Source organism: Marinobacter sp. ELB17 (assembly GCF_000169375.1).
In the GTDB taxonomy this organism is placed as follows: Bacteria; Pseudomonadota; Gammaproteobacteria; order Pseudomonadales; family Oleiphilaceae; genus Marinobacter.
Genome location: NZ_AAXY01000002.1, coordinates 21,280 through 44,140 on the forward strand (window position 1 = coordinate 21,280; position 22,861 = coordinate 44,140).

Sequence of the window (22,861 nt, forward strand, 5' to 3'; positions counted from 1 at the left end):
GTTCTCCGACCAGATTGACAATAACAACAAGCGGACAGCTCAAACTGATTTTTCGTTTATAAAAGGGCCTTATTCATGGCCTCAATTACCGGGCTTGCCGCCTGGTTACTCACCGGCCCCTCGTTTTTGGCAATAATTTCGCCGTCCGGTGCCAACCAATAACTGCGATTGGGCGCGTAAAAAAACCAGTAACGCTTGATCGTCCCCCATATCAGTAGCTCGCCTTTCGTTTCTCGCATATGTTCCTGTACCAACTCTTGCGCTTGCACCAGCTGCTGCTCCGGGGTGAGCCTTAAAAGCCATTTAGGAAATCCTAAATAACGCCTATTTTCAAGAGCCGCCAACGCAAAAATAGGCTGACTTTTTCGTTTAAAATCGGTATCTACCCACAGATAAGGCTTAAATGAAGCGCGATCATCGTCGGTTTGGCGTTTGATACGCGCGATACTGGCGTCACATTCATCCAAAGGCAACTCTAGCGCCCGGCACAGCTCTTGAACGAATTCATGGCTCTGGTATTTCAGATCATAACCGCCAACGTCCAGTCCTAAGGTTGGACTGTTCAATACTTTTTGCAGGCGTTCAAGATTAGACGCTGACGGTTTTTGATATCCCATTTTTTTGAGAATGGCTTCGCGAGACCATTCCGATTCGTTAACCTTCAAAACTAAGTCTGCTCTAAAGTTGTCGATCATGGGAGCCCGCCTCTTTTAACATCTCAATTGTCGGCTCAACGATCGACTCGCTTTTTAACAGCTCTTCGCCGTCGTAAAACCATTCGTTGATGGCTCCGGCCAGTGCGTCTTTCAGGGTTGCCCCAGCCTCAAGACTCTCTGCTACGTCTGCGGCTATAAGGTCATATTCGTCGAAACAGTCATTTTCCTTGCAGCAGGTGTTCATGGGGTCAATTTCAAACAAGGCTTTGGAAATTTGGTGGGCGGTTAGTTGCATGTTCATTTCGCCTTCCTTTGTTGACGCAACTGGTAATAACCCAAGTCGCTTTTGTTCTTTGATGTTTTACGCGCTTCGTTTTCGAAGCGATCGGATGGAGTCATGCGATCAATGTATTCCACCACCCAGAGAGCTTCGGACAAGACTGCGTCTCTTTTGCGCTTGCTCACTGCACAAACCCAATCGGCTGGCCAATAACACCATCGGTTTGTTGGTCCTGCTCTGTTTTAAGCGCCTCCAGAAGCCGCTCTGTACGCGGTTTAAAGCCCCTCAAGCGAAGCCCCTGAACCGCCCCACGCACTAGGCCCGGTGTCAGGTAGTTAAATTGGGCAAGTCGGTCTGCTGGCAAATCCCGGGCCTTATCTTTATCCATCACGCAGGCTTCTATGATTTCTGTAAGTTGTGTGCTGGTCAGGTATCCGAATTTCACTTTAAGCTGGAAGCGGCGCAAAATTGCTTTGTCCAGGCTGTCGAAGCGGTTGGTGGTTGCCAGGAAAACGCCTTCGAAACGCTCCAGCCGTACCATGAATTCATTAATGGTGCTCACTTCCCAGCTGTGCTGTGCCATGCCCCGGTTGTACAGGAATGTGTCGGCTTCATCGAGTAGCAATACGGCGCCATCGCGCTCAGCTTTTTCGAACATGGCAGCGATATTTTTCTCGCTTTCACCCACGTATTTACCTAATAGATCACTACCAGACTGCAGCATGAACGGCTTTTTCAGGCGTTTTGCAAGTTCCTGGGCGTAGGCGGTTTTGCCGGCACCCGGTGGGCCGTATAAGCAAATCCGTGCGCTTTCTTCTTTGCGGATCAAGCGTTCCACGTTGTTCAGTGTTGGCTGGGTATTAATCCAAGCCAGGCAGAATTCGGGAAAATCCGGTTTCGGCTGCCGCTTCAGTATGCTCGCCGGCTTGCTTTCGCCCATGGCGCGCAGGCGCTGGTGAATTAAGGTCTCCAGGCGATTTTGGTTGCGATGGATCTGTTTCGCCGGCAGGTACTGCGCAACTTCCAACAAGTTTTTAGCCAGTGCGGGGTTCATCCAGGGCTGGCTTGCAGCCTCTGCGATCCAGGGCTTGCTAACAGGCAGCGTAGACAAGTCCCGCTCAAGCTTTGCAGCCTGCTGGTCTGTGCCAGAGCCCTGCACTTCAAAGATGAAATCAAAGCGGCGCAGAAAGGCTGGGTCTACGGCGCCTATCTGGTTGCTAATCCAGATGGTGGGGGCCTGATTTTCTTCCAGCAGGTTATTAAACCAGCCTTTGGCCAGGCTATCCGCTTTACGAAAGGCGTCTTCCATTTCATCGAACAGCAATATTGCACCTAAGCGGTCTTCCAGGAACATTTGGGCCAGTTTTGCCGCATCCAGCCGAACACGGCCGGTCATAGCGTAGGAATGGTTGTCTTTGGTGGGCACCTCGTACAAAGGCGCCGCCAGCTTTTCCGCCATAGCGCGGGCCAGTTCTGTTTTGCCTGTACCGGGTTTACCGTAGAGCAGTATATTTTTACCTCTGGTTTTTGTACTGAGCGCATTCTGCAGGTAATCCAGCATCAACTGCAGTTCGGGTACGCCCTGGAACTCGCCAATATGATGCCTGGCTTGCGGCCCTGGTGGGCAAACATGGCGGAACAGCATTTGTTCGATGTCACTGTCATTCTGGCTTTCCTGCCCGTCAGACGTCGCTAGCACCAGCTGCGCCAGCAAAGGGCCAGCTTCTATCAGGTCCCAAATATCGCTGCTGCGGTCGGGCGTTTCAAGCAGGTTCACCTGGCACAGCATGGCATCTTCACCCAAGGCGCGGGCAAGTGCGCGGGACGATTCACGCAGGGACTTGGCAAGAGCACTCACGGAGTTATTGAATTCGTTGATATCGAGTTCGCGCAGAACGGGCTGCGCCTGCGGGTGTTTTAGCAGCAGCATTGCGTACACCAGCAGTTTGGTTTCGATGGCGCTCGGCTTCAGCAGTTTCACCAAACTGGCGAGCAGCGGCCCGAAGGACAGCTTTGGCTTGCCTTTATGCGAGGCGGTCAGCGCTTTTTCCCGTTTGCGAATCATATTGAAGTAAACACGGGTGCTTATGGTATCGGCGTCTTCTGGTGTTTGAATACCCAGAAACGTCAGGCTTTCTGCCGCGCTGAACAGGTTTACGGTTTTTTCGTGGATTGGCGAGAGGTAGAGCCGGCAGAGGTATATCTGCAGCAGCTTCAGGTCGTCTTTGGTCGCGCTGGCGTCGGGTTCCAGTTCACGGGCTTCATTGATGAGTTCGTTCCATAGCAGCATTGGCGAGCCTCCTCAGTCGTTGGAAGCATTGTACGGCTCACGTGCGACAAAATGCGTCGCATGACTGCCTATGTGTCGTCTTTCTGACTATATATATCTGTAACAAGTGCTGGCTCGGATTTCAGGCTCCACTTTCACGAATTCGCCGTAAACCCTCCGCCAGAACTTTTTCAACTTCGGTGCGCAGCCACTTCGGCCCCAGAATGTCACAATGGATTGCCTGCGCCGTCAGCCACCAGCGCAGGTCTTGGGTGTCGCCAACTGTTACCGAGATTTCAAAGGTGTTGTGGTCGATATTCGTGGTAATTTGGTCAATGCCCAGGGGCGATTCGATCAAGTGGTTCAGCGCAGGTTTATCGCACCGAAGCTTGAGAAATATTGGCTCATTGGATTTCAAAATGCCCATGGCACCGGAATGAATGTAAAGATCCAGGTCGAAGTCTTGGGGGCGGTCAACCGGCTGCTCTATTAGCGCCCCGGAGGTTGCCCGGTGCAGCACCAATTGCCGTATGCCTTCCCGACCATCAATGGTGCCAATCAGGTACACATTCGGGTCGCGAAAAATCAGGCCAAAGGGATGGACGGTTATGTCTATTGGCTCCGGCCAGCTGCGGGCCTGGTAGGTCAAATTGCACTGATACTCGCATAGCAGGGCTTCGGTGACTGTCTCCAGAACATCCGCATCAATAGGCGGGCGGCTTCCACCTAAACCGCGGTTGATAACACGCACACGGTTCGGCCACTGGCCTAGGGGGTTTCGCTCGCGCGACAGCGCACGGTGGGCTTCATTAAAGTGTGATTGAAGATGGGACAACGCCCTGGGCGGCAGCATTGGCGTGAGATAGGCCTTGGCCAATTCAAATGTCAGTGCCGCTGGCAGATCCAATGCCGGAATAATCCCCATGGTTGCGTCGCGATCAAACGACCAGCGAAAAGGCCGTGCGCTTTCGTCCACCAACAGCGGAAAGTCTGCACTCAGCTTCTCTAGATCCCGCTGAATAGACCGCATGGTAACCCGGAAATTTTGTTCCTCAAGTCGCCCCACCAGCTCCGTAGTGGTGATAGCCCTAGGAAAGCGCGGTACCATTCGCAGCATGGTGAGGTAACGCACAGCGGCGGTCGACATTGTGTGACTCCCTGTCTGGTTTCGACAAAAATTTATCAATCCGGCGCATTTTTAACACGACGTGTTGTGTTGCACAGTATCACTATAATCTTAAGCCGTAGAAATCTGGACCCTGATACCTGCAAAAAAGAGGAACGCCCTGCCGATGTCCTACCCCATCGAACAAAAGCTCGTTATTGCGGTGGTGTCCAGCGCCCTGTTTGACTTGTCCAATTCCGACCGTGTGTTTCGCGAACGAGGTGAAAAAGCCTACCGGGAGTATCAGGAGACTCATCTGACTAAGCCATTGCGAAAAGGCGTTGCCTTTCCGTTTGTAAAACGTTTCTTGAGTGTGAACCAGAAATTTCCGAAGCAGTGCCCGGTGGAAGTGGTCTTGCTTTCACGAAACTCGGTCATTACTGGCAAGCGGGTGTTTCATTCTATTCACCACCACGGCCTGGACATTAGCCGCGCAGCCTTTCTGGAGGGCAAATCGCCCTACGCATACATTCCAGCGTTCAATGCCTCGCTGTTCCTGTCGGCCAATGCCAGCGATGTGTCGCAGGCGATAGACTATGGCCACCCCGCTGGCACGGTTTTGCCCAGCAAGGTAGTGGATAATGAAGCTGACCCGGAACTGCGCATAGCGTTTGATTTTGATGGCGTAATTGCAGATGACGCTTCAGAACGGGTGTTCAAAGCCGGCTCGCTAGAGGATTTTCAGGAGCACGAGACGTCCCGCTCCCAAATTCCACACAGCCCCGGCCCGCTTGCGGATTTGTTTCGTAAGCTATCCCACTTACAAAAGCTGGAAGACCAAGCGGTGATGGACGATCCCGACTATCGACGGATATTGAGGATCGCCATCGTGACCGCCCGCAATGCGCCCTCCCATGAACGTGTGATTACGACGTTGGAACACTGGGGCGTGGACGCCAACGAGGTTTTCTTCTTGGGTGGAATGAAGAAAGACCGGATTCTGAAGGTGCTAAAGCCCCACATGTTCTTTGATGACCAGCGATCACATCTGCAATCCGATGCGGGGGATATTCCGATGGTTCATATTCCGTTTGGGGTGGCGAATGTTCACCCAATCACACCGTCAGAATAAGGTTTCAAATGGCATTTCGATTTCGTAGAACGGTTTCTATCTTTCCCGGGGTCCGCATCAATCTTGGCAAGCGCGGTGTCAGTGTTTCTGCCGGTGTGCGTGGTGCTAACGTCACTTTGGGGCGGAACGGGCTTTATGGCAATGTGGGTATTCCCGGTTCTGGGATGTCTTATCGCAAAAGGCTTCTTAAGCTCAATAAAACCGGTAGCGAAGGCCGAAGTACCCGCTCAGCAGCGCCATCGCTCGCCGTCCCAGCCATGGCGGAAGAGGTTGCACAAATACAGCTGAATACAAAAACCGGCGATATTGCCATTCTGGATGCCGATGGCCATCATCTCGGCGATGAAGCCCTGGAGATTGCAAAAACACACGCCCGGCAACATCTGGAAGACACACTGCAACAGCAGGTGGATAGCCATAACCGGATGATGGCAAGAATCATCAGCATTCACTGGGATACTCCGGCGCCTGACCATTTCCCCACGCTGGTGGCCAAGCCTTTTGACGCACCCAAGCCGGAAGCGCCGGCGTTACGGACACTGGATTGGCTAGCCTACCTTTGCTTTGCCCTGCCCTGCCCGGCGCAGAGCCTTTGCAGATTCCAATGAACGCAAGCGTCAGCGATATCAAAACCAGCATGAGCAGTGGACGCAAGAAAAGCTGGCGTTCGAGCAACGTGACGTTGCCCGAGCTACTCTTTACCAAAGCGCCCGATCGGGTAACATCGCCGCTATGGAGTCGGCGCCGGCTTTTACTGTGTTCAAGCGAATGGCAAAGGCGCCGCCTTGAACTCCGCATAAAGCTCTGGATGATCTTCCCGGAGCCGCGACAGGTTAGCTTTTGAGCTGTCTGGCAGCATCTTGAGTAGATCCTTCTGCTCTGCCTCTGTCAGATGTTCACGAAGGAATGGAAACAGCTTCTCACGCTCGACTTTTAAGTAAACGTTATGTGCATCAAGATAGGTTTTGAGGTCCTCGATAAAGCGCTCCATAGGCACCACGTGATCCATCAGGATCATATCGAGCGTCTCGGAAAGCAGGTTCAGGCGCTTACGCAAGGCCTGGTAATCATCGCCCATTCGATGACTTAACGCCTCGGCTTCGGGCTCTTTAGCCAGCAGGTGTTCGCTGTACAGACGCTCCAAAGGCATAATGAAGCCGTCCATGTATTCTAGGATGTAGTCCACAACCTCACGTATCAAATGGAAGTCTGGACGCTCGCCCTGCTCCAAGTGCTTGTGCCTGCGCAAGAGTACGTGAAGCAACCGAGCCATGTTGGCGTGATCACGACGCAATTGGTTAAGACTGGCCATGATAAAGTCTCCTCTTCTGGTGCGTAGCGGCTATCCCCCTTTATTAGCGGGTAAGATTCAAAAATAGACATCAGGCCACCGTGGCCAGTTCCTGTTCAGGAGTGTTTTTTTCGCAATCCATATTGGATTGTCCATTATTGTAATACCAGAGCCAGCGGGCGGCGTAAATCTGAACTTCTTCTTTGCGCCTGAATAAATTGCTTGTTTGGCGACTATTTTTGAAATCAACCGGTAATAAAAAGCTGAATTTACAAGAAAACTTGAATCCAGGCCTTAAACAGCCGCTAAGCCACATCAAGTCGACTGCAGGTGGCGTATATCTTCCCCGATACTTCTGGATTGGCATGATCTGAGGTACGCGGAGCTGGCTTGAGCCATGGTCCAAATCCAGAGCCAAAACAAAAAAAGGGAACGTACAAGATGACGCTTGGTGCAAACTTCAGAAGCATAAAGGTTCTGACCGACGATATCGAAATCAATGTAGCTCATGGTGGCTCGGGACCACCTTTGCTACTGCTGCATGGCTACCCGGAAACCCATGTCATGTGGCATGCAGTGGCGCCAGCCCTGGCTCGTCACTTTCACGTAGTCTGTCCGGATCTGCGTGGTTACGGCGACAGTGATAAACCCAAGGGGGGCCCGGACCATTCTGCCTACTCCAAACGTGCCATGGCCCAGGACATGGTCGAGGTCATGGCGTCACTGGGACATCAAACATTTATGGTTGCCGGACATGACCGGGGCGCCAGGATTACCCACCGCATGGCACTGGACCACCCTGATCGAGTGCTAAAGGCCTGTATAATGGACATCGCACCGACTCTCCATATGTTCCGCAACACGGACCAGAATTTTGCCACCGGCTATTATCACTGGTTTTTCCTGATTCAGCCGAATGGCCTGCCCGAACACCTGATCGGCGCCGATCCGGGTTATTATCTGACTGAGAAACTGAAACACTGGAGCGCACCGGGAGCCGTATTTTCTGACGAGGCGGTGGCCGAATACGTCCGTTGCTTTAGCAAACCCGAAGCCATCCATGCCTCCTGTGAAGACTATCGCGCCGCTGCCACGATCGACCTGAAACACGACGAGAACGACCTCGAGCGGAAAATACAATGTCCTCTGCTGGTACTGTGGGGCTCCAGGGGCTTTGTAAACCGGACTTACGACGTGCTGGATGTCTGGCGCGAAAGAGGCACTCAGGTGCAGGGAAAAGCCTTGGACTGCGGGCATTTTTTGCCGGAAGAGGTTCCGGAAGCCGTTATCGCCGAGTTGCTGGCATTTTTTAACCCTGTTCACGAGTAACATCCTTGAAAATATTACTGCTGTTCCTTGTCTTCCTGACCGTCGGTGTCGGTGTATACCATGTGTTTAAACCATTGCCCCAAGATCTGAGTTACAAAGGCCCGGAGCGCCCTCTCCTTGATGCCCGGTTGCTTACCGATCTGACCTATCGGGACGCCAGCGACAGTGTACAGCTAGAACACACCATCTTTGATGAGATCTTCCGGCTGATCGGCCAGGCCGAAAAGCTGATCGTATTGGACATGTTCCTGTTCAACGATAGCCGGCCCGACGACAGTTACCGGCCACTGTCGGAGCAATTGACCAGCGCTCTGATAACCCGCAGCCAGCAGGTGGAGGATATCCGCATTGTCGTTATCACCGATCCGCTGAATACCTTTTACGGAGGCCGCAAGTCGCCCTATTTCGAGCGTCTGAAGGACGCTGGTATCCCGGTGACAGAGACCGCCCTCGACCAGCTCAGAGATTCCAACCCAATATGGTCAGCGGGCTGGCGCCTTTGTTGCCAGTGGCTGGGAAACTCGGATACCTCTGGCTGGCTGCCAAATCTGCTGGATGATGGCGAAGTCACCTTGCGCAGCTACCTGGCGTTGCCGAATTTCAAGGCCAACCACCGCAAGGTTCTGATCGTGGATGAAGGCAACCGTTTCCGAGGCCTGATTACCTCCGCCAACCCTCACGATGGCAGCAGTAAGCACAGCAATATGGCCTTGAGCTTTGCTGGCCCCGCGGTGAACGATTTACTCGCCAGCGAGCAGGCCGTGCTGGCACTTTCCGATGCCAGGCTGAACTTGGCCCCGGACGTTTCGCCCAACACCTTCGGCGGCCAGGATGAGAGCGCTGTCGGCAGCGTGGTTACGGAACAAAAAATTTTCGAATCAGCGCTGGCAATGATTAATTCAGCGCGCCAAGACTCGAAGTTGGACCTGGCCATGTTTTACCTCTCCCACCGTGAACTGGTGACAGCGTTTATCGATGCTCACAACCGGGGCGTCGAGGTTCGGGCTTTGCTGGACCCGAACAAGGAAGCTTTCGGCCATGAAAAAAGTGGCATTCCCAATCGCCAGGTCGCGATGGAATTAACTCGGGCCGGCATACCCGTCCGCTGGTGTAATACCCATGGTGAGCAGTGCCATAGCAAGATGCTGATTCGTCGCGACACCAATGATCAGGGGCAGCTACTGATGGGCTCGGCAAACTTCACTCGTCGCAACCTGAATGACCTGAATCTTGAGACTGACATCCTCATTCGGGGCTTGACTAAAACCCCGTTGATAGAGCAGGCCCAGGCCTTCTTTGACCGCCAATGGCAAGCCGGGCCAGACACAACACCCATACTCAGCCTGCCTTACGAAGCCTATGCCGACCACTCACAAATTAGGTACTGGCGTTACCGGTTGATGGAGGCAACCGGGTTATCGACATTCTGAGGCATCATCTCTTAACGGATGGTAACCCTCTTTTGTCGCCCGCCCATTGAAAACCTTTCCGTCGAGGGGCACCGTATCTACCAGAGCAGTTCGACTATCAAAGATCCGGAGGTCCTATGTACCTGTCAGCACAGATCAGCTACTACCCTTTGACGGACGACTACAAAGCGCCCATTAAAGACATCGTCAAACGCCTTGAGCTCAGTGAGCTGGAAGTGTATTCCAACCGGATGAGCACCCAGATCTTCGGTGAATTTGAAGACGTCATGGGCGTTTTTTCAGAGATCATGAAATGGTCATTCGACACCTACGGAAAAGCCGTTTTTGTCGTGAACTTTATAGAAGGAGACCGTCGGCCACGGTCATAGCAGAGCAACAGGCCAGATCACGGGACCTACCGGGCTTGTTGCTGGAAAAGCGCCACATCTTTGGCCGGTATTTCGAGATTCAAACCCAGATTTTGCGCCAACCAGGCCATGGTGCGCTCCCGATAGAACACCACATGGGTCGGGTCACGCCGATAAGACCCACAATGGACAGGCACAACAGAAGGAAGGATATAGGGACAAGCATCTCCAAACAGTTCATCTGGGTGTCTGGGTTGCTCATGGTACTGCACTTTTCCTTGGTGTTTATCGGAATGACTGTGATTTGAGCGTTGCAAGCGATCAGAGTTGTTCAGGCTTGGTTGGGTAATCTGCTTCTTTCCAGAACGACCATTTGCGCCCGTGTTTCGACTGCAAGTGGCGGATGTATGACTGGGCATTACTCAGCCCGTGGTAATCATTGATTTCGTTATCAAGCGCCAGTAGCCGGTGGAAGTAACGAACCCCGTGATGGTAGGCCCGGCTGAAGCCCCGGTCCAGCAGATCGCTGAGCAAGGCCCGGTAACACACAACCATGGCCAGGCCATTGCCGTTGGCTTCGAAGGTGCGAAGCCAGGTTTGAAGGGCGGTGTAATGGTAGAATCTGAGCTCGTTATGGTAATGAACCAGTAGCTGAGCGGCCTTGTCGAGGCTGTTTACCGTGATCAGCATCGTCACCCGGTCGTACACATCGTCAGGCGGTTCCGCCATTTCTTCCACCTTCTGGCGCAGTTGCCGCCGCTCCTGCTCGCTGGCTAGCAGCCAGCTGGCTTCCAGGCTGTAAAGGTCTGGCCGCTGATGGAATGCGTCCAGTAACTCCCGCTTGAGTTGATCGGTCTGGCCTTTTTGCTGTAACCACAGGTTACGCAGGGAACGGTGCCGACGAGGATCATTGTGCCACTGGGGTTGTTCCAGCCAGTGTTCGGCCCGATCCAGTTCGCCGATCGTCAATGCGAAACGAATGAGGGAATCCAGCTGCAATGGGTTGGGCTCAGGGCTTCGAAGTAACATGCTCGTTTCATACAGATGTATATCAGACAAGGCCTCCGCCACGGACTGAAGGCCCTGGAGCGCCGTTGCGCCGCTGTGGTTATGGCGCGATGTGTTGCTAGCTTCCACGGCTTGCCTTGCTTCGTTTTCAAACCGCCATGCCAGTTGCTGAAACTCCTGGTCCGTTAGCAGGGTGTTACTCGCGGCGATGATGTCGTCAAACACACCGTATTCATTGTTATGAAAGTAATGCAGAACCTTCTCAACCCACGACTCCGCCTCCGAATTCGCAGCACGGACATCCTCCGCAAGCAAAAGCCACTGTTTAACGGCTTCCTGAAACACGCCTCCAAGGCTGCCGTCGGAATCATCCACTCGCTCAAAGAGCGTATCCGGCAACGTCAAAAACATCTCGGTCAGTTCTAGGGCAGCCGCAGGGTCGTCCGTTGATTTGTTGGTCTATGGGGCCGGTGTAATCCTGTGCGTCGAGCTGGTCTTCCGCGTCCCGCGCGGTGCCGCTATAAAACACGCATTGGACATAGGCATTGTTCAACCACTGGGTGGGATCAGGCGTAAGCAGCAGTACGCCTGTTCGGCGACAATTAGGATGACCGGTTAACGACAATTATCTTGGCCGGTTGGGTGTAACAATCGGTACTTTGTTTTCCACTGTGGAGCACAAGGTGCCTGGTCAACACATAACCAACCGACAAGAGGAGCTGTACATGCAGCACCGACAAAATGGCGCAAGCCAAGAAGTAGCTGCCGCCAAGGCAGGCGTTTCTGTCCGATCTGGGCGACGCATCGAGACATCAGCACAAAAACCCTGCCTTGACACCGAGCGGCAATGGCGTACCCGAGAAGATCCACTGGAAGCGGTTTGGGAAACAGAGTTGCTCCATCTGTTAGAAAATGAGCCTAAGCTGACCGGTACAACTCTGCTTGATTATCTGCAAGAGCATTACCCTGAGCACTACGATCAGACCATTCTGCGCACCCTGCAACGCCGTGTGAAGCTCTGGCGGGCGCTACACGGGCCGGAACGCGAGGTCATTTTTCGCCAGCAGGCGGTTGTGGCGCAACAGGGGTTTTCTGATTTTACCCACCCCGACAACCCGGTTACGATTCAATCCAAGACCTTTCCACACCTGCTCTATCAATTTCGATTGGCCTACAGCGGTTGGCGCTCGGTTACCGTCGTTCAAGGTGGTGAGAGTTATGCGGCTCTGGCGGCGGGCTTGCAGCGAGCCTTACAACAGGTGGGTGGCAGTCCCATTGAGCACCGCACCGACAGCTTAAGCGCGGCACGCAATAACCGTCAAAACGTGTGGACTGAGGCTTATAGCGAGCTGTGCCAGCATTACCGCATGACACCCACTCGCAATAATCTGGGGCAGTCCCATGAAAACGGCGTGGTGGAGTGCGCCAATGGCTCGCTCAAGAAACGCTTGGCACAACAGTTGTTATTGCGCGGTCACAGTGACTTCGACGGTGTTGCGCACTATCAGGCTTTTATTGATCGCGTTGTCGACAAGCTCAATCAGCGCAACCGATCGCGCGCGCTTGAAGAGCAGGCGGCCTTGCAGCCTCTGCCGGAGTTTACGGCGGCCGAGTATCAGACCCTCCACCTTAAGGTGACGCGCAGCTCAACGATCGAAGTCCGGCGCGTTGTTTACACCGTGCCATCGCGGCTGATTGGAGAGTCGGTACAAATCCGGTTGCACCACGACAAGCTGGTGCTGTTCGTCGGACAGCAGCCGGCACTGACATTACCGCGCATTTACCCCAAACCTGGCGAGAATCGCGCCCGCAGCGTCAATTACCGGCACGTTATCCGCTCGCTGGCCTCGAAGCCGCAGGCCTTCCGTTACTCTCAGTTGCGTGATGACTTACTCCCGGACGACAACTACCGTCAACTCTGGCAGCTTGCGGATACGCACCTTGAAGCCCGAGAAGCCTGCAAATGGATCGTGACAACATTGCGACTGGCCTTCGAGTACGATGATGAACAGTCGCTGGGGGAGGATCTGCTGATTGAGGCCCAAGCAGGCCGGTTCGCGTCCATTACCGAGATTCAGTCACGCTACCTTCGCGGCAACCCAGACCTCAAGTGCTCTGCATCAAGCCAACACACCTTAGTGAGCTACGACGAGCTACTGTCCTCGATCAACAGTCAGGAGGCACAGATATGACAGGCTCTGTCGCTTTACTGTTAAAAGAACTCCGTCTGCCGGCCTTCCACCGTCATTACCAATCGCTCTGGGAAACCGCCATTGAGAAGAACTGGTCACACACCGATTACCTAGCGGCATTGTGTGAGTACGAGCTCTCAGACCGCTACCAGCGCCGGACCCAGAAGTGGGTACGCGAGGCAAAACTTGCCGCCAACAAGACCTTCTCAGCGCTTGATCAAAGCGCGTTCAGCCGCCCCTGCAACACCGCACTGGCAAGGCTGCAACAAGACAGTGACTGGGCACACCATGCCGACAATGTGCTGTTGATTGGCCCCAGCGGCACTGGCAAAACCCATATCGCTAATGCACTGGGTCATCAACTCACCGAACAGGGGGTACGCTGCAAACTGTTCCCTGCCATAGCGCTGGTTCAGCACTTACAACAGGCCAAGCGCGATCTCGACTTGATGACAGCCATGACACGGCTGGATAAATACAGGGTCGTCATCATCGATGACATCGGTTATGTAAAAAAGACGGATGCAGAAACCCAGGTACTGTTCGAGTTCATCGCCCATCGCTATGAGAGTGGCAGTCTAATCGTCACAGCCAACCAACCATTTAGTGAGTGGGATCAAATCTTCCCAGACAGCATGATGACTGTAGCGGCCATAGACCGGCTGATACACCACGCAACTATTATCGAATTAGAGGGGGAAAGTTACCGAAGACAGCAGCATCTCAAGCAGGCTGCAAAGAGTAAGAAGTAAGACCACCCAACCGGCCATCATAGTTGTCGCGGACCGGACAGGATAGTTGACGCCGAACATACGCCACAGACCGATAGGCCTTCGTCATAGTCGTCTTTAGCGGTCAAATGCAGCTTGTGAAGCTGCTCTTTCTCGAGCGTATTCGGTTTCAAAAAACGCTGTTTCAAAGATTTATCAATATCTTCGACTTGGGTCCCCGGCACCAGGGCTTCGTCGAATCGGATCAGCCGTGCCTGAGAACGCTGTTGAAATAAGCGTGCAAGGACTTCCGGTTTCATTTCCTGCTTGGTGGAGCCGACACGCTGATAGTAACGCCCCGCACTTTGGTGTACGGAGATGCTTCTTGACACACCCAACACAAGTCGTCCGCCCTGGCCATTGGCGAAGGCGGCAATTTCATGGGCCATTTTATCCCGGTTTGGATCTTTGGGCCGTTCACCCTCATAAGTGACGGCTTTGAATTCAATACTGGAGTCTTCGCCCAGGCGAATATGAAACAACAGGTCTTTGACGAGTTTTCCCTGATCCATCTTGATGTCTCGTTAAGGCTCAGTGAGTTAGAGTCCAGCGAATGGTGAATAGATTTCTCACCTCGCAGGTCAATTCCAGCTTTTCGGCAACCTCATCCAGCAGGCGGTCTTCTTCTTGCTCAATGACTTTTCTGGATTCGTGGTATTCATGCAAAGCATCGTCTCGCTTGCGCTCCAGCTTTCTCAGCTCTTTTTTCGCCTGGATCTTTTCAGCCATGGATGCCAGTTGTCGCGACGCTTTCTTTAGCTGATGAATGTCTTCAGCCAGCTCATCCACGGTTTCCATCAAGACTTTGCGCCGGTCGTCGGCCCAGCGCTCCAGCTTGTCGGACTCCTGCTCCAAATAGTTATCAAGTTCGGCTTCGGTCTGAAGGGTCTGTTCGTCAATCACCTGGGCTTGATAGTCGGCAAATTCATTTTCATCGATGATCCGTTCCAACGACTTCGAATACGCCGGAACAAAGAGCAGGTGTTCGGCATTTCCCGGCGTGAGCAACTCGCCAGAGTCAGTTTTCGCCAAAACAACCAGTTGGTTTTTTACGTCCTTTCCTCGATTATAAGAAAAGCGAATCTCAAAAGCGGTCAAGGTTCCAGACTGGCCCAGATACACCTTTAGCGCAGCATACTGGCCTTCCATTTGATCATACTGAAAGACCAGATGCGCTGGCTCCAACCGATAGCTTTTTGCTTTGCGGACAAGCTCCCAGGCAAGATGATGCTCTGTCGGGCTTCAGCCTCTCTGACGTCCAGAATGTCCTTTAGACTCTCTTGTAATTGATCGAACTCTTGCTCAATCTCCGCGTCTGTTCGGCACTTCTGGTAAATATCATAGATACGGCGCTCTATGTCGATGTTGCCTTCGATGGCCCCTAATATTTCGTCCGACGCCCCAAACACCCCTTCGAATAACTTGAGTTTCTCGTTAAGCAGCTGAAACACGCGTTGGTCGGCCGGGTTTTTGCGGTTAACAAAGTTCACAACGACCACGTCATTTTTCTGGCCGTAGCGATGCACCCGGCCAATACGCTGCTCCACCTTCTGAGGGTTCCAGGGCAGGTCGTAATTAATCAGTACAGAGCAGAACTGCAGGTTGATACCTTCGCCGCCGGCTTCGGTGGAAACAAGAATATCTGCTTTGTCACTCTTGAAACAATCGACCAGTGCGGCCTTCATATCCGCCGGTTTTGAGCCACTAATCCGCGCCGATCCACGGTGTTCTTCCAACCATTCTTTAATGCCAATCGACGAGCTGCACCTTTTCTTTCTGGCGCGCAACATACTCATATGAGCAGATTACAATCTTGCATTCATGGGAGAACGGGTTGTGGATGCCCTCTTTCTTGAGTGCAGCGGCAACCTTGCTGTCAATGATGATTGAAGGCAGCTCAAACTTGTCTTGTAGCTCCTGACTCCACTGCTTACGAAGTGACGCTGGGACGACCAAAAGTATATTCCGCTTACCCTCAGCCCACTTCTGGGCCATCACTAAACTGGCTTCAATGGTTTTACCCAGACCAACTTCGTCAGCGAGTAAAACCCCTTTTTCCAGAGGGGATTTCAGGGCAAACCTGGCTGCCTCAATCTGATGGGGATTCATATCAACACGAGCAGATGCCATCGCCCGGGAGACCCGATTTTCAACTTTTCCGGTTTGGGTAAGCCAGTTCGCGAAGTAGGCACTTTGATGAGGTGTAAACATGATCAATCTCTACCCTCTGTCCGGGCTTGGTGACTGAGCCAATCATCGATAGCCTGCTTTCCAAAGCGCCACTGTTTGCCAAGTTTTTGCCCTGGTATACGCCCTTCCTGCGTCAGTTTATAAACGGTCGATTTGGAGATCTTCAAATAGTTCGCCAGCTCCTCCAGAGTCATAATCTGGTCCGTTTGATTGTTTTTCATTGTTTTTACCAGTATTTTACAGTTTTTGGAGTATAGCGCCTTCCGGTTAGCGACCCAAGTCTAGAGGACTATTCGCTCGCACCGTTTGTTCCGAGCCTCCAGTGAGGAAAATCAAATCAGGGTTGGCGGGTCGATCAGATATCGTTGCAAGGATACGACAGTCAGACGATACGCGCTCAACCAGATACTGCGCAGGCTTGGGATGAGATTAACGGTTTGTTCTACAGTGGCACGTGGCTAATCTCAAGCCGGCCCAAGAATCAGCGTAAACATTGAATGCCATTGCGACAGCTTCAAAAAAGTAGAAAATAGTGCGGAACCACCCACAAATAGCACTAGACTCAATGACAGAACCAAACGTAATGTTTACACTGCGCAGCGTACTTTTCAGGCCAAAGGTTTGTGATGAAAGATGTTCAGCTCGAAAGAGCGGGCGCGAGCCACTCATTAGTCGATGCAACAATAATCATCGCTTTCGCGAATGATCTGGACGCTCAGCGCTTGGAAAAACTGCAATCGTTGCCCGAGCACTTTAAAAAATCATTTACCAAATCCAGCGCAAACCAATCACTGAACGTGTCCGTTAGCGAAGGAAAAACAGAAAGCTCTACTGAATTCAGCGGGTGGACACTGGACCAAATCAGTACCAGCTCAGATCTGCTGGATTGGCAGCTTGTTGTAGATCAGAATCGAATAATGATTAAGTGCCTTGAATACCCGGGCTGGAGCAGCTTTCGGGATTCATCAGCGCTGTGGATATCCCAGCTGTCAGAATTTTTGGATCTTGCGAACTGGCCTGTTCAAGAAATCGGCGTTATGTTTACTGACCGCTTTTACTGGTCTCTTAACGATAAATCCTATCAATTAGGAAAGTTCTTTAACGAGCACAGCAGATTTCTGCCGGAAAGCATCAAACAAAGCACCCCGCTCTGGCACTTGTTTCAAGGCTGGATTGAAGAAGCAGACGGCCGCGAATACATACAGAATTTGAATTTGTCGACTCAGTGGGAAGAAAAGAAACCCCACAAAACTGAAATACTGAACGTAATTCGTTGCGTAAAAAGCGCTAACGATGAACTTTCAGGGCTTAATGGCGACAGTGCCAAAGCCATCATGGAAAAAGCACACCACGACAACAAAAAAACGTTAAACGATCTGCTGACACCAGAAACTCTGGAGTTTATAGGGCTGAATTCATGACAACAGCAACTTATACATACAACCCCGCTCTTGGCTCGCCCGATCAAATCATTCAGGCGCAAATGCCCATATCGCAAACGCAAAACATTGAACGGTTTTACGAACCGGCCGCTCTGGATATAGATACCGAACAGTTCTATCGTAGCACCCAGCTGAACCGATCAAGGCTTGGCGATCATATTCAAAGCTACACCCGCTTTGCTCCATCGCTAACCAAGGCGCTTTATAAAGTAGGCTCCCGGAGCATTGTCGACTTTCAGGAAGCCAGAAGCATGGTTACCGCTCTCAAATCAGTAGCGACCGTAAACGACCCCAAAAAAGCCGCATTGTATCTTGCACAGAATAACGATGTCGGCCAGCTAGCCTTACTGGCAGCAACCGCAGCCCGCTATGCCGATAACGTAGAGCGCGTTGTTGTAGAAATCGTAAAAGATCCCGAATCAGGAAGTGAAAATTTGTTTGTTACAGCCGTAGTAGCCACCGAAGATTTTGACGTATGGGATGCAATTGACGAACATGTTCTTAGCGACGTGATGGAGCCAAGCGCATCAATCAATCTTGCCAGAGTTGTTTTTTCGATATCCCATGCAGAATCGCTTTGATGGGAACGGCTTCGTTAAAATTGCCAGCGAAATACTGAGCTGCGCCCAGGCTGACCCCGAAAGCGCAGCAAGAACTGCGGCTGGCAGGTTTTACTATGGTGCCTTCCTGCAAGCCAGGGATGCCGCCAACATAAAAGACACCTCTGGTAGTGTTCACGATTCGGTAATTCGAGCCTACGCGGCGAAAAACTCCACACTAAGCAACCGACTAAACGAGCTTCGAAAGCTTCGGAATGCAGCGGATTACCACATCAACACGCCTTTTCCTGCTATTCACGCACGCCGCTGCCAGACCCTTGCCAAGAAAATACTGGCTGCTCTGCCCTAGCAAAAATAGCCAACCAAACCGAATCTAAAGCCCCGCAGACCAACGCCTCCGGTTTTTTTGTGCCTGAAATTCCTCCCCGCACACCCCAACCTCAAATAAAAGGCACTATTTTGCTAATTTCATTCGCCATCATGGGCATTACCACCGGCACAGTTAGCGCTCGGCTCCTGGAGCCACAGTTCTCTGCGACTTGCCAAATCCTTCGCCAAAGCCTTACGGTCAAATGTTAGACTTTCGCTATATACTATGTGGCCCTTCCGCTTTATGCGGATGGCAGCGCGATACGATTTCGTTCCATCGGCCCGGGTTCTTGCAGTAATAGTGGCCACGGTGCTCCATGCTCCATTCGTGCGGTGCTCCCAACCAGTTTCTGGAGCAATTTTGGAGCACCCATACTACGAAAATGGCATAAAACAGGCAATAAATGGTTAATATTAGTGACATGAAAGCACCACAGAATAGGGCCTCAGGCCACGTAAACACAGGCGTAGAGCCTTCTCGGCGGTTTTGTGTTGCGCCCATGATGGATTGGACTACGCCGCATTATCGTTACATGGCGCGCCAGCTCAGCAAGCACGCACTGCTGTACACCGAGATGGTCACTACCGGCGCGTTGATTCACGGCGATACCGAGCGGTTTTTGCACCACAACGCGGCAGAATATCCGCTGGCGTTGCAGTTAGGTGGCAGCAATGCCGGCGAGTTGGCGCATTGTGCGGACCTGGCGCAGCAGTTCGGGTTTAGCGAGGTGAATCTGAATGTGGGCTGCCCCAGTGACAAGGTGCAGAACAATATGATTGGCGCCTGCCTGATGGGCCATCCGGATATTGTGGCTGAAGGCTTTAAGGCGATGCAGGCGGCTACGGATATTCCGGTCACGGTGAAACACCGCACTGGTATTAATGGCCGCGAATCCTGGGATGAGCTGTGCGGGTTTATTGAGACGGTGGCAGCTGCGGGCTGTAAAACCTTTATCGTTCACGCCCGTATCGCTGTACTGGAAGGGCTAAGCCCGAAAGAAAACCGCGATGTGCCGCCGCTGAAATACGATTGGGTGTATCACTTGAAGGCCAAGTATCCGCAGCTGGAAATCATCATTAACGGTGGCATAAAAACCGTGAATGAATGCCACCAGCATCTGGCCCATACCGACGGCGTTATGCTGGGCCGCGAGGCGTACCATAACCCGTGGATTCTGACGCAGGTAGACAGCGAATTTTTCGGGGAGCCGGAAAAGGCCGTTAACCGCCATGAAGCTTTGGAAGCCATGTACCCGTTTATTGAACAAGAACTGGCGCGCGGTGTGTATCTGGGCCATATTTCCAGGCACATGCTGGGATTGTTCCACGGTGTTCCGGGTGGGCGCCAATTCCGCCGTTACATCAGCGAAAACGCCCACAAACCAGGCGCTGGATTAGATGTTTTGCGCCAAGCCCTGGCCAAGGTTCCACAAATCGGAACCGCTACGGCATTTACCGAAGCGTAATGCCATTTAATGGCTGAATAACCTTTGGTTGTCTTGTTCGGCCTGCGGCGGCCCGTTATTGTAGTGATTCGTACTCTTATATTACCAACGTAACCGACGTAGCAGGACATCAGCCCGAATGAGCAACAAGCTTGAGCAACTGAAAACCATGACCACCGTCGTGGCTGACACCGGCGATCTTGATGCCATTGCCGCCTGGCGCCCGCAAGATGCCACCACCAACCCGTCACTTTTGCTCAAGGCCGTTGAGTCTGACGCTTACCAACCGATGGTCGACAAGGCCATTGCCGCGGCAAAACGCCAGGCCGGCGCAAGTTCGGGCCGGCCTGGTCTGGCTACCGATATTCTGGCGGTATTGGCTGGCGGCGAAATTCTGCGACTGATTCCGGGTGTGGTGTCTACCGAGGTAGACGCCCGCCTGTCGTTTGACACCATCGGCACACTGTCGCGCGCACGACGGATGGTAGCGCTTTACGACCAACAGGGTATTGATACCCAGCGCGTGCTGGTCAAGATTGCCGCCACTTGGGAAGGCATCAAAGCCGCCGAGCAGCTGGAAAAAGAGGGCATTCGCTGCAACCTTACTCTGCTGTTCTCCTTCGCCCAGGCCGTTGCCTGTGCACAAGCCGGGGTCACGCTGATTTCACCGTTTGTTGGCCGTATTATGGACTGGCATCTGGCAGACAGCGGTCGCGACAGCTTTCCAGCCAGTGAAGACCCGGGCGTGCTGTCGGTTGCGCGTATCTACAATTACTACAAAACCAACGATTTCAACACCGCGGTGATGGGCGCCAGTTTCCGCAACATCGGGCAAATTGAAATGTTGGCCGGCTGTGACCGGCTGACCATAAGCCCGGCGCTGATGCAGGCGCTCCAGAACGAAACGGGTTTACTTGAATGCAAGCTCAGCCCGGAAGGTGCCCGCTCTAAAGACAAGCGCAGCCACATGGATGAAAAGCAGTTCCGCTGGGATTCAAACAACGATGCCATGGCGACCGAAAAGCTGGCAGACGGCATTCGGCTTTTTGCGGCCGACCAGCTGAAACTGGAAGCGCGGATACGCCAACGGGCAGAAGCTGCAAAATAAACCTTGAGGACACACCATGCTAGCCATTCTTCATCCTGACACACCGATGGACAGCGACGCTTATCGCACCACGTTGAATTTCCTGGAAAATTTGCCAGGCGTTTCAGTACGCGTTCACGAAATTCAGGGTGCGACGCAGCGGTTGACCGAGGTGTATTTGGTAGGTAACACCAAGGGCCTTAACAAAGAAGACATAGAAGCGCTGCCTGCGGTCGAGCGGGCTATCCGCATTTCCGAAGATTACCGAATTCTGGGGCGCCATAAAGACAACAACCGTCAAAACGGCTTTACTTACAACGGCGTGGAATTCAACCAGTCCAACCTGAATATTTTTGCCGGCCTGTGTGCGGTGGATGTGCCCGAACACGTCGAGCAGATGATGCAGGCGCTGGAACAGCACGGCGAAGTGTGTACCCGCATGGGTGCGTACAAGCCACGCACCAACCCCTATTCGTTTCAAGGCCACGGCAAAGGCTGCTTGCCCTGGGTGTTTGAAAAAGCCGGCAAGCACGGCATTAAAGTGGTGGCCATGGAAATTACCCATGAAAGCCACATTGAAGAAATCGATACCTGCCTGGAAAAGCTGGGGCGCCCTACCGGTGTAATGCTGCAAATTGGCACCCGCAACACCCAGAACTTTGAGCTTCTGAAGGCCATTGGTCGCCAGAGCACCTACCCGGCGCTGCTCAAGCGTGGCTTCGGCATTACTCTGAACGAGTCTTTGAACGCGGCGGAATACCTGGCGTCGGAAGGCAATGCCAATGTCATTTTCTGCCTACGTGGTATGAAAACCGAAGCGGGCCAGCCCCACCGCAACATGGTGGATTTCGCCCACGTGCCCACGGTAAAGCGCCTGACCCGCATGCCGGTGTGTATTGACCCGTCCCACTCTGTGGGCAGCCGTGACCGCGCGCCGGATGGTATTCTGGAAGTGATGCACGCTACCGCACAGGGTGTTGTAGCTGGCGCCAACATGGTGTTGGTAGATTTCCATCCAAAGCCGGAAAAAGCTCTGGTAGACGGTCCTCAGGCGCTGTTGATGAACGAATTGCCGGCGTACCTGGAAGACATCCGCCTGTGCCACGACACCTGGAAAAAACGCCAGGCACTTTATCAGACTGTTAAGGATTCAATGGCCAAATGATTGTATACGGACACCGCGGTGCCAAAGGCGAAGCTCCGGAAAACACCCTGGAGGGCTTTGTGCATGCCCACCGCCAGGGCATACGCCACTTTGAGCTGGACCTGGTGCTGTCGAAAGACGGCATTCCAGTGCTGGTACACGATTTAACGGTAAATCGTACAACTACGTTTAAAGGGCACGTTAGCGAATACACCCTGGCAGAGCTGACCCGTATGGACGCGCGCCGCAACGTCAGTTCCTGGCCGAGCCCGGTGGGCATTCCCAGCCTGGATCAGTTGCTGGACCAGTTTGACGATCTTGAACACTTGCAGCTGGAAGTAAAAAGCGATAAATCCTCGCGCATGAATGTGCTCAGCAACCGGCTAACGGAAATCATTCAGGCACGGCGGCTTTATGACAAAGTGGCCGTAACCTCGTCCGACATTCACTTTTTAAAGGAAATTCGCCGGCGTAATCGCAACATTCGGTTGGGGCTGGTGGCAGAACGCAAATTTCCTCGGCCCATGAGCATTGCCAGCCGCCTGGAAGTGGAATACCTGTGCATTAACTGGAAGTTGCTCAGCAAAGAGCTGGTAGAGGATGCCCATCGCAAGGGTATGCACGTATCGGCGTGGACGGTGAACCGCATTTTCGACATGTTGGAACTGGAAAAAATGGGGGTAGACAGCATTATTACCGACTACCCGACCAGCACCATAACCTACTTTGACAATCGCACCCGTTACCAACGAGCTCTGCCCGACAACAGTGGGGTCATTGCGCCGGGCAATCAGCAGGCGACGGGCACCCACTAA

Annotated in this window: 25 protein-coding genes and 1 pseudogene; 14 read left to right on the forward strand and 12 right to left on the reverse strand. The window is 52.9% G+C overall.

The window, feature by feature from the left end; translation table 11 throughout:
* Positions 1 to 56: 56 nt before the first annotated feature.
* The 5 genes from MELB17_RS02825 to MELB17_RS02840 form a co-directional block, all read right to left on the reverse strand.
* Positions 57 to 695, reverse strand: a complete 639-nt coding sequence (locus tag MELB17_RS02825) for a hypothetical protein (protein ID WP_007348621.1) — start codon at positions 693 to 695, stop codon at positions 57 to 59.
* Positions 679 to 957: a hypothetical protein gene (locus MELB17_RS02830; protein WP_007348622.1), complete on the reverse strand. Its 279-nt coding sequence runs from the start codon at positions 955 to 957 to the stop codon at positions 679 to 681. The genes MELB17_RS02825 and MELB17_RS02830 overlap by 17 nt, the downstream gene beginning before the upstream one ends.
* Positions 954 to 1,094 (reverse strand): hypothetical protein, encoded by a 141-nt coding sequence (locus MELB17_RS24905; protein ID WP_198136444.1) that lies wholly within the window; start codon positions 1,092 to 1,094, stop codon positions 954 to 956. Before MELB17_RS24905 ends, MELB17_RS02830 begins: the two co-directional genes overlap by 4 nt.
* 23 nt (positions 1,095 to 1,117) lie before the next feature.
* Positions 1,118 to 3,226 carry an AAA family ATPase gene (locus MELB17_RS02835; RefSeq protein WP_007348624.1) on the reverse strand — a complete coding sequence of 703 codons (2,109 nt, stop codon included), beginning with the start codon at positions 3,224 to 3,226 and terminating at the stop codon, positions 1,118 to 1,120.
* A 121-nt stretch (positions 3,227 to 3,347) separates the two neighbouring features.
* Positions 3,348 to 4,352: a helix-turn-helix transcriptional regulator gene (locus tag MELB17_RS02840; RefSeq protein WP_007348625.1), complete on the reverse strand. Its 1,005-nt coding sequence runs from the start codon at positions 4,350 to 4,352 to the stop codon at positions 3,348 to 3,350.
* A gap of 145 nt (positions 4,353 to 4,497) precedes the next feature.
* On the opposite strand from MELB17_RS02840, the gene MELB17_RS02845 reads away from it, so the two are divergent.
* A complete protein-coding gene (locus MELB17_RS02845; RefSeq protein WP_007348626.1) occupies positions 4,498 to 5,442 on the forward strand; it encodes a 5'-nucleotidase in 945 nt (314 codons plus the stop codon).
* An 8-nt stretch (positions 5,443 to 5,450) separates the two neighbouring features.
* Entirely contained in the window at positions 5,451 to 6,050 is a 600-nt protein-coding gene (locus MELB17_RS23120; RefSeq protein WP_007348627.1) for a DUF4236 domain-containing protein, read from the forward strand.
* Between the two features lie 152 nt (positions 6,051 to 6,202).
* On the opposite strand, the gene MELB17_RS02855 is transcribed toward MELB17_RS23120, so the two are convergent.
* On the reverse strand, positions 6,203 to 6,754 hold the full coding sequence (locus MELB17_RS02855) for a hemerythrin domain-containing protein (RefSeq protein ID WP_007348628.1): 552 nt from the start codon (positions 6,752 to 6,754) through the stop codon (positions 6,203 to 6,205).
* A 420-nt stretch (positions 6,755 to 7,174) separates the two neighbouring features.
* Between MELB17_RS02855 and MELB17_RS02865 the strand changes: the two genes are divergently transcribed.
* From MELB17_RS02865 to MELB17_RS02875, 3 genes are all read left to right on the forward strand, one after another.
* Positions 7,175 to 8,062: an alpha/beta fold hydrolase gene (locus MELB17_RS02865; RefSeq protein WP_007348630.1), complete on the forward strand. Its 888-nt coding sequence runs from the start codon at positions 7,175 to 7,177 to the stop codon at positions 8,060 to 8,062.
* Positions 8,063 to 8,067: 5 nt separating this feature from the next.
* A complete protein-coding gene (locus tag MELB17_RS02870) occupies positions 8,068 to 9,492 on the forward strand; it encodes a phospholipase D family protein (RefSeq protein ID WP_007348631.1) in 1,425 nt (474 codons plus the stop codon).
* Between the two features lie 116 nt (positions 9,493 to 9,608).
* The gene (locus tag MELB17_RS02875) at positions 9,609 to 9,860 is read left to right on the forward strand and encodes a YkoF family thiamine/hydroxymethylpyrimidine-binding protein (RefSeq protein WP_007348632.1); all 252 of its coding nucleotides are present in this window, start codon (positions 9,609 to 9,611) and stop codon (positions 9,858 to 9,860) included.
* Between the two features lie 300 nt (positions 9,861 to 10,160).
* Here the strand turns inward: MELB17_RS02875 and MELB17_RS02880 are convergent.
* Positions 10,161 to 11,279, reverse strand: a pseudogene (locus tag MELB17_RS02880) (DUF6880 family protein); the annotation flags it as partial.
* Positions 11,280 to 11,572: 293 nt separating this feature from the next.
* Between MELB17_RS02880 and istA the strand changes: the two are divergent.
* Together istA and istB are read left to right on the forward strand one after the other, a co-directional pair.
* A complete protein-coding gene (gene istA / locus MELB17_RS02885) occupies positions 11,573 to 13,039 on the forward strand; it encodes an IS21 family transposase (RefSeq protein WP_007348517.1) in 1,467 nt (488 codons plus the stop codon).
* Positions 13,036 to 13,791, forward strand: a complete 756-nt coding sequence (gene istB, locus MELB17_RS02890) for an IS21-like element helper ATPase IstB (RefSeq protein WP_007348516.1) — start codon at positions 13,036 to 13,038, stop codon at positions 13,789 to 13,791. Before istA ends, istB begins: the two co-directional genes overlap by 4 nt.
* 17 nt (positions 13,792 to 13,808) lie before the next feature.
* Here istB and MELB17_RS02895 read toward each other — a convergent pair whose 3' ends face one another.
* Genes MELB17_RS02895 through MELB17_RS02915 form a run of 5 tightly spaced genes read right to left on the reverse strand, consistent with a single transcriptional unit; the run spans position 13,809 to position 16,220 of the window.
* A complete protein-coding gene (locus MELB17_RS02895) occupies positions 13,809 to 14,321 on the reverse strand; it encodes a helix-turn-helix domain-containing protein (RefSeq protein ID WP_007348635.1) in 513 nt (170 codons plus the stop codon).
* Between the two features lie 19 nt (positions 14,322 to 14,340).
* Positions 14,341 to 14,958, reverse strand: a complete 618-nt coding sequence (locus MELB17_RS02900) for a hypothetical protein (protein ID WP_007348636.1) — start codon at positions 14,956 to 14,958, stop codon at positions 14,341 to 14,343.
* A complete protein-coding gene (locus MELB17_RS23555) occupies positions 14,934 to 15,605 on the reverse strand; it encodes a helicase-related protein (protein ID WP_085988692.1) in 672 nt (223 codons plus the stop codon). Before MELB17_RS23555 ends, MELB17_RS02900 begins: the two co-directional genes overlap by 25 nt.
* On the reverse strand, positions 15,553 to 16,020 hold the full coding sequence (locus MELB17_RS24335) for an SNF2-related protein (protein ID WP_036183387.1): 468 nt from the start codon (positions 16,018 to 16,020) through the stop codon (positions 15,553 to 15,555). The genes MELB17_RS23555 and MELB17_RS24335 overlap by 53 nt, the downstream gene beginning before the upstream one ends.
* Positions 16,021 to 16,022: 2 nt before the next feature.
* Complete coding sequence (locus tag MELB17_RS02915; protein ID WP_007348639.1) at positions 16,023 to 16,220, reverse strand: helix-turn-helix domain-containing protein; 198 nt, start codon at positions 16,218 to 16,220, stop codon at positions 16,023 to 16,025.
* A gap of 405 nt (positions 16,221 to 16,625) precedes the next feature.
* Between MELB17_RS02915 and MELB17_RS02920 the strand changes: the two genes are divergently transcribed.
* From MELB17_RS02920 to MELB17_RS02950, 7 genes are all read left to right on the forward strand, one after another.
* A complete protein-coding gene (locus tag MELB17_RS02920; protein WP_007348640.1) occupies positions 16,626 to 17,420 on the forward strand; it encodes a TIGR04255 family protein in 795 nt (264 codons plus the stop codon).
* Positions 17,417 to 18,022 (forward strand): hypothetical protein, encoded by a 606-nt coding sequence (locus MELB17_RS02925; protein WP_007348641.1) that lies wholly within the window; start codon positions 17,417 to 17,419, stop codon positions 18,020 to 18,022. Before MELB17_RS02920 ends, MELB17_RS02925 begins: the two co-directional genes overlap by 4 nt.
* A complete protein-coding gene (locus MELB17_RS02930) occupies positions 18,006 to 18,350 on the forward strand; it encodes a hypothetical protein (RefSeq protein WP_007348642.1) in 345 nt (114 codons plus the stop codon). The genes MELB17_RS02925 and MELB17_RS02930 overlap by 17 nt, the downstream gene beginning before the upstream one ends.
* Positions 18,351 to 18,792: 442 nt before the next feature.
* Positions 18,793 to 19,836 (forward strand): tRNA dihydrouridine(20/20a) synthase DusA, encoded by a 1,044-nt coding sequence (dusA, locus tag MELB17_RS02935; RefSeq protein ID WP_050774897.1) that lies wholly within the window; start codon positions 18,793 to 18,795, stop codon positions 19,834 to 19,836.
* A gap of 118 nt (positions 19,837 to 19,954) precedes the next feature.
* Complete coding sequence (tal, locus tag MELB17_RS02940) at positions 19,955 to 20,923, forward strand: transaldolase (RefSeq protein ID WP_007348644.1); 969 nt, start codon at positions 19,955 to 19,957, stop codon at positions 20,921 to 20,923.
* Positions 20,924 to 20,939: 16 nt separating this feature from the next.
* Positions 20,940 to 22,067 carry a 3-deoxy-7-phosphoheptulonate synthase gene (locus MELB17_RS02945; RefSeq protein ID WP_007348645.1) on the forward strand — a complete coding sequence of 376 codons (1,128 nt, stop codon included), beginning with the start codon at positions 20,940 to 20,942 and terminating at the stop codon, positions 22,065 to 22,067.
* Complete coding sequence (locus MELB17_RS02950; RefSeq protein ID WP_007348646.1) at positions 22,064 to 22,861, forward strand: glycerophosphodiester phosphodiesterase; 798 nt, start codon at positions 22,064 to 22,066, stop codon at positions 22,859 to 22,861. Before MELB17_RS02945 ends, MELB17_RS02950 begins: the two co-directional genes overlap by 4 nt.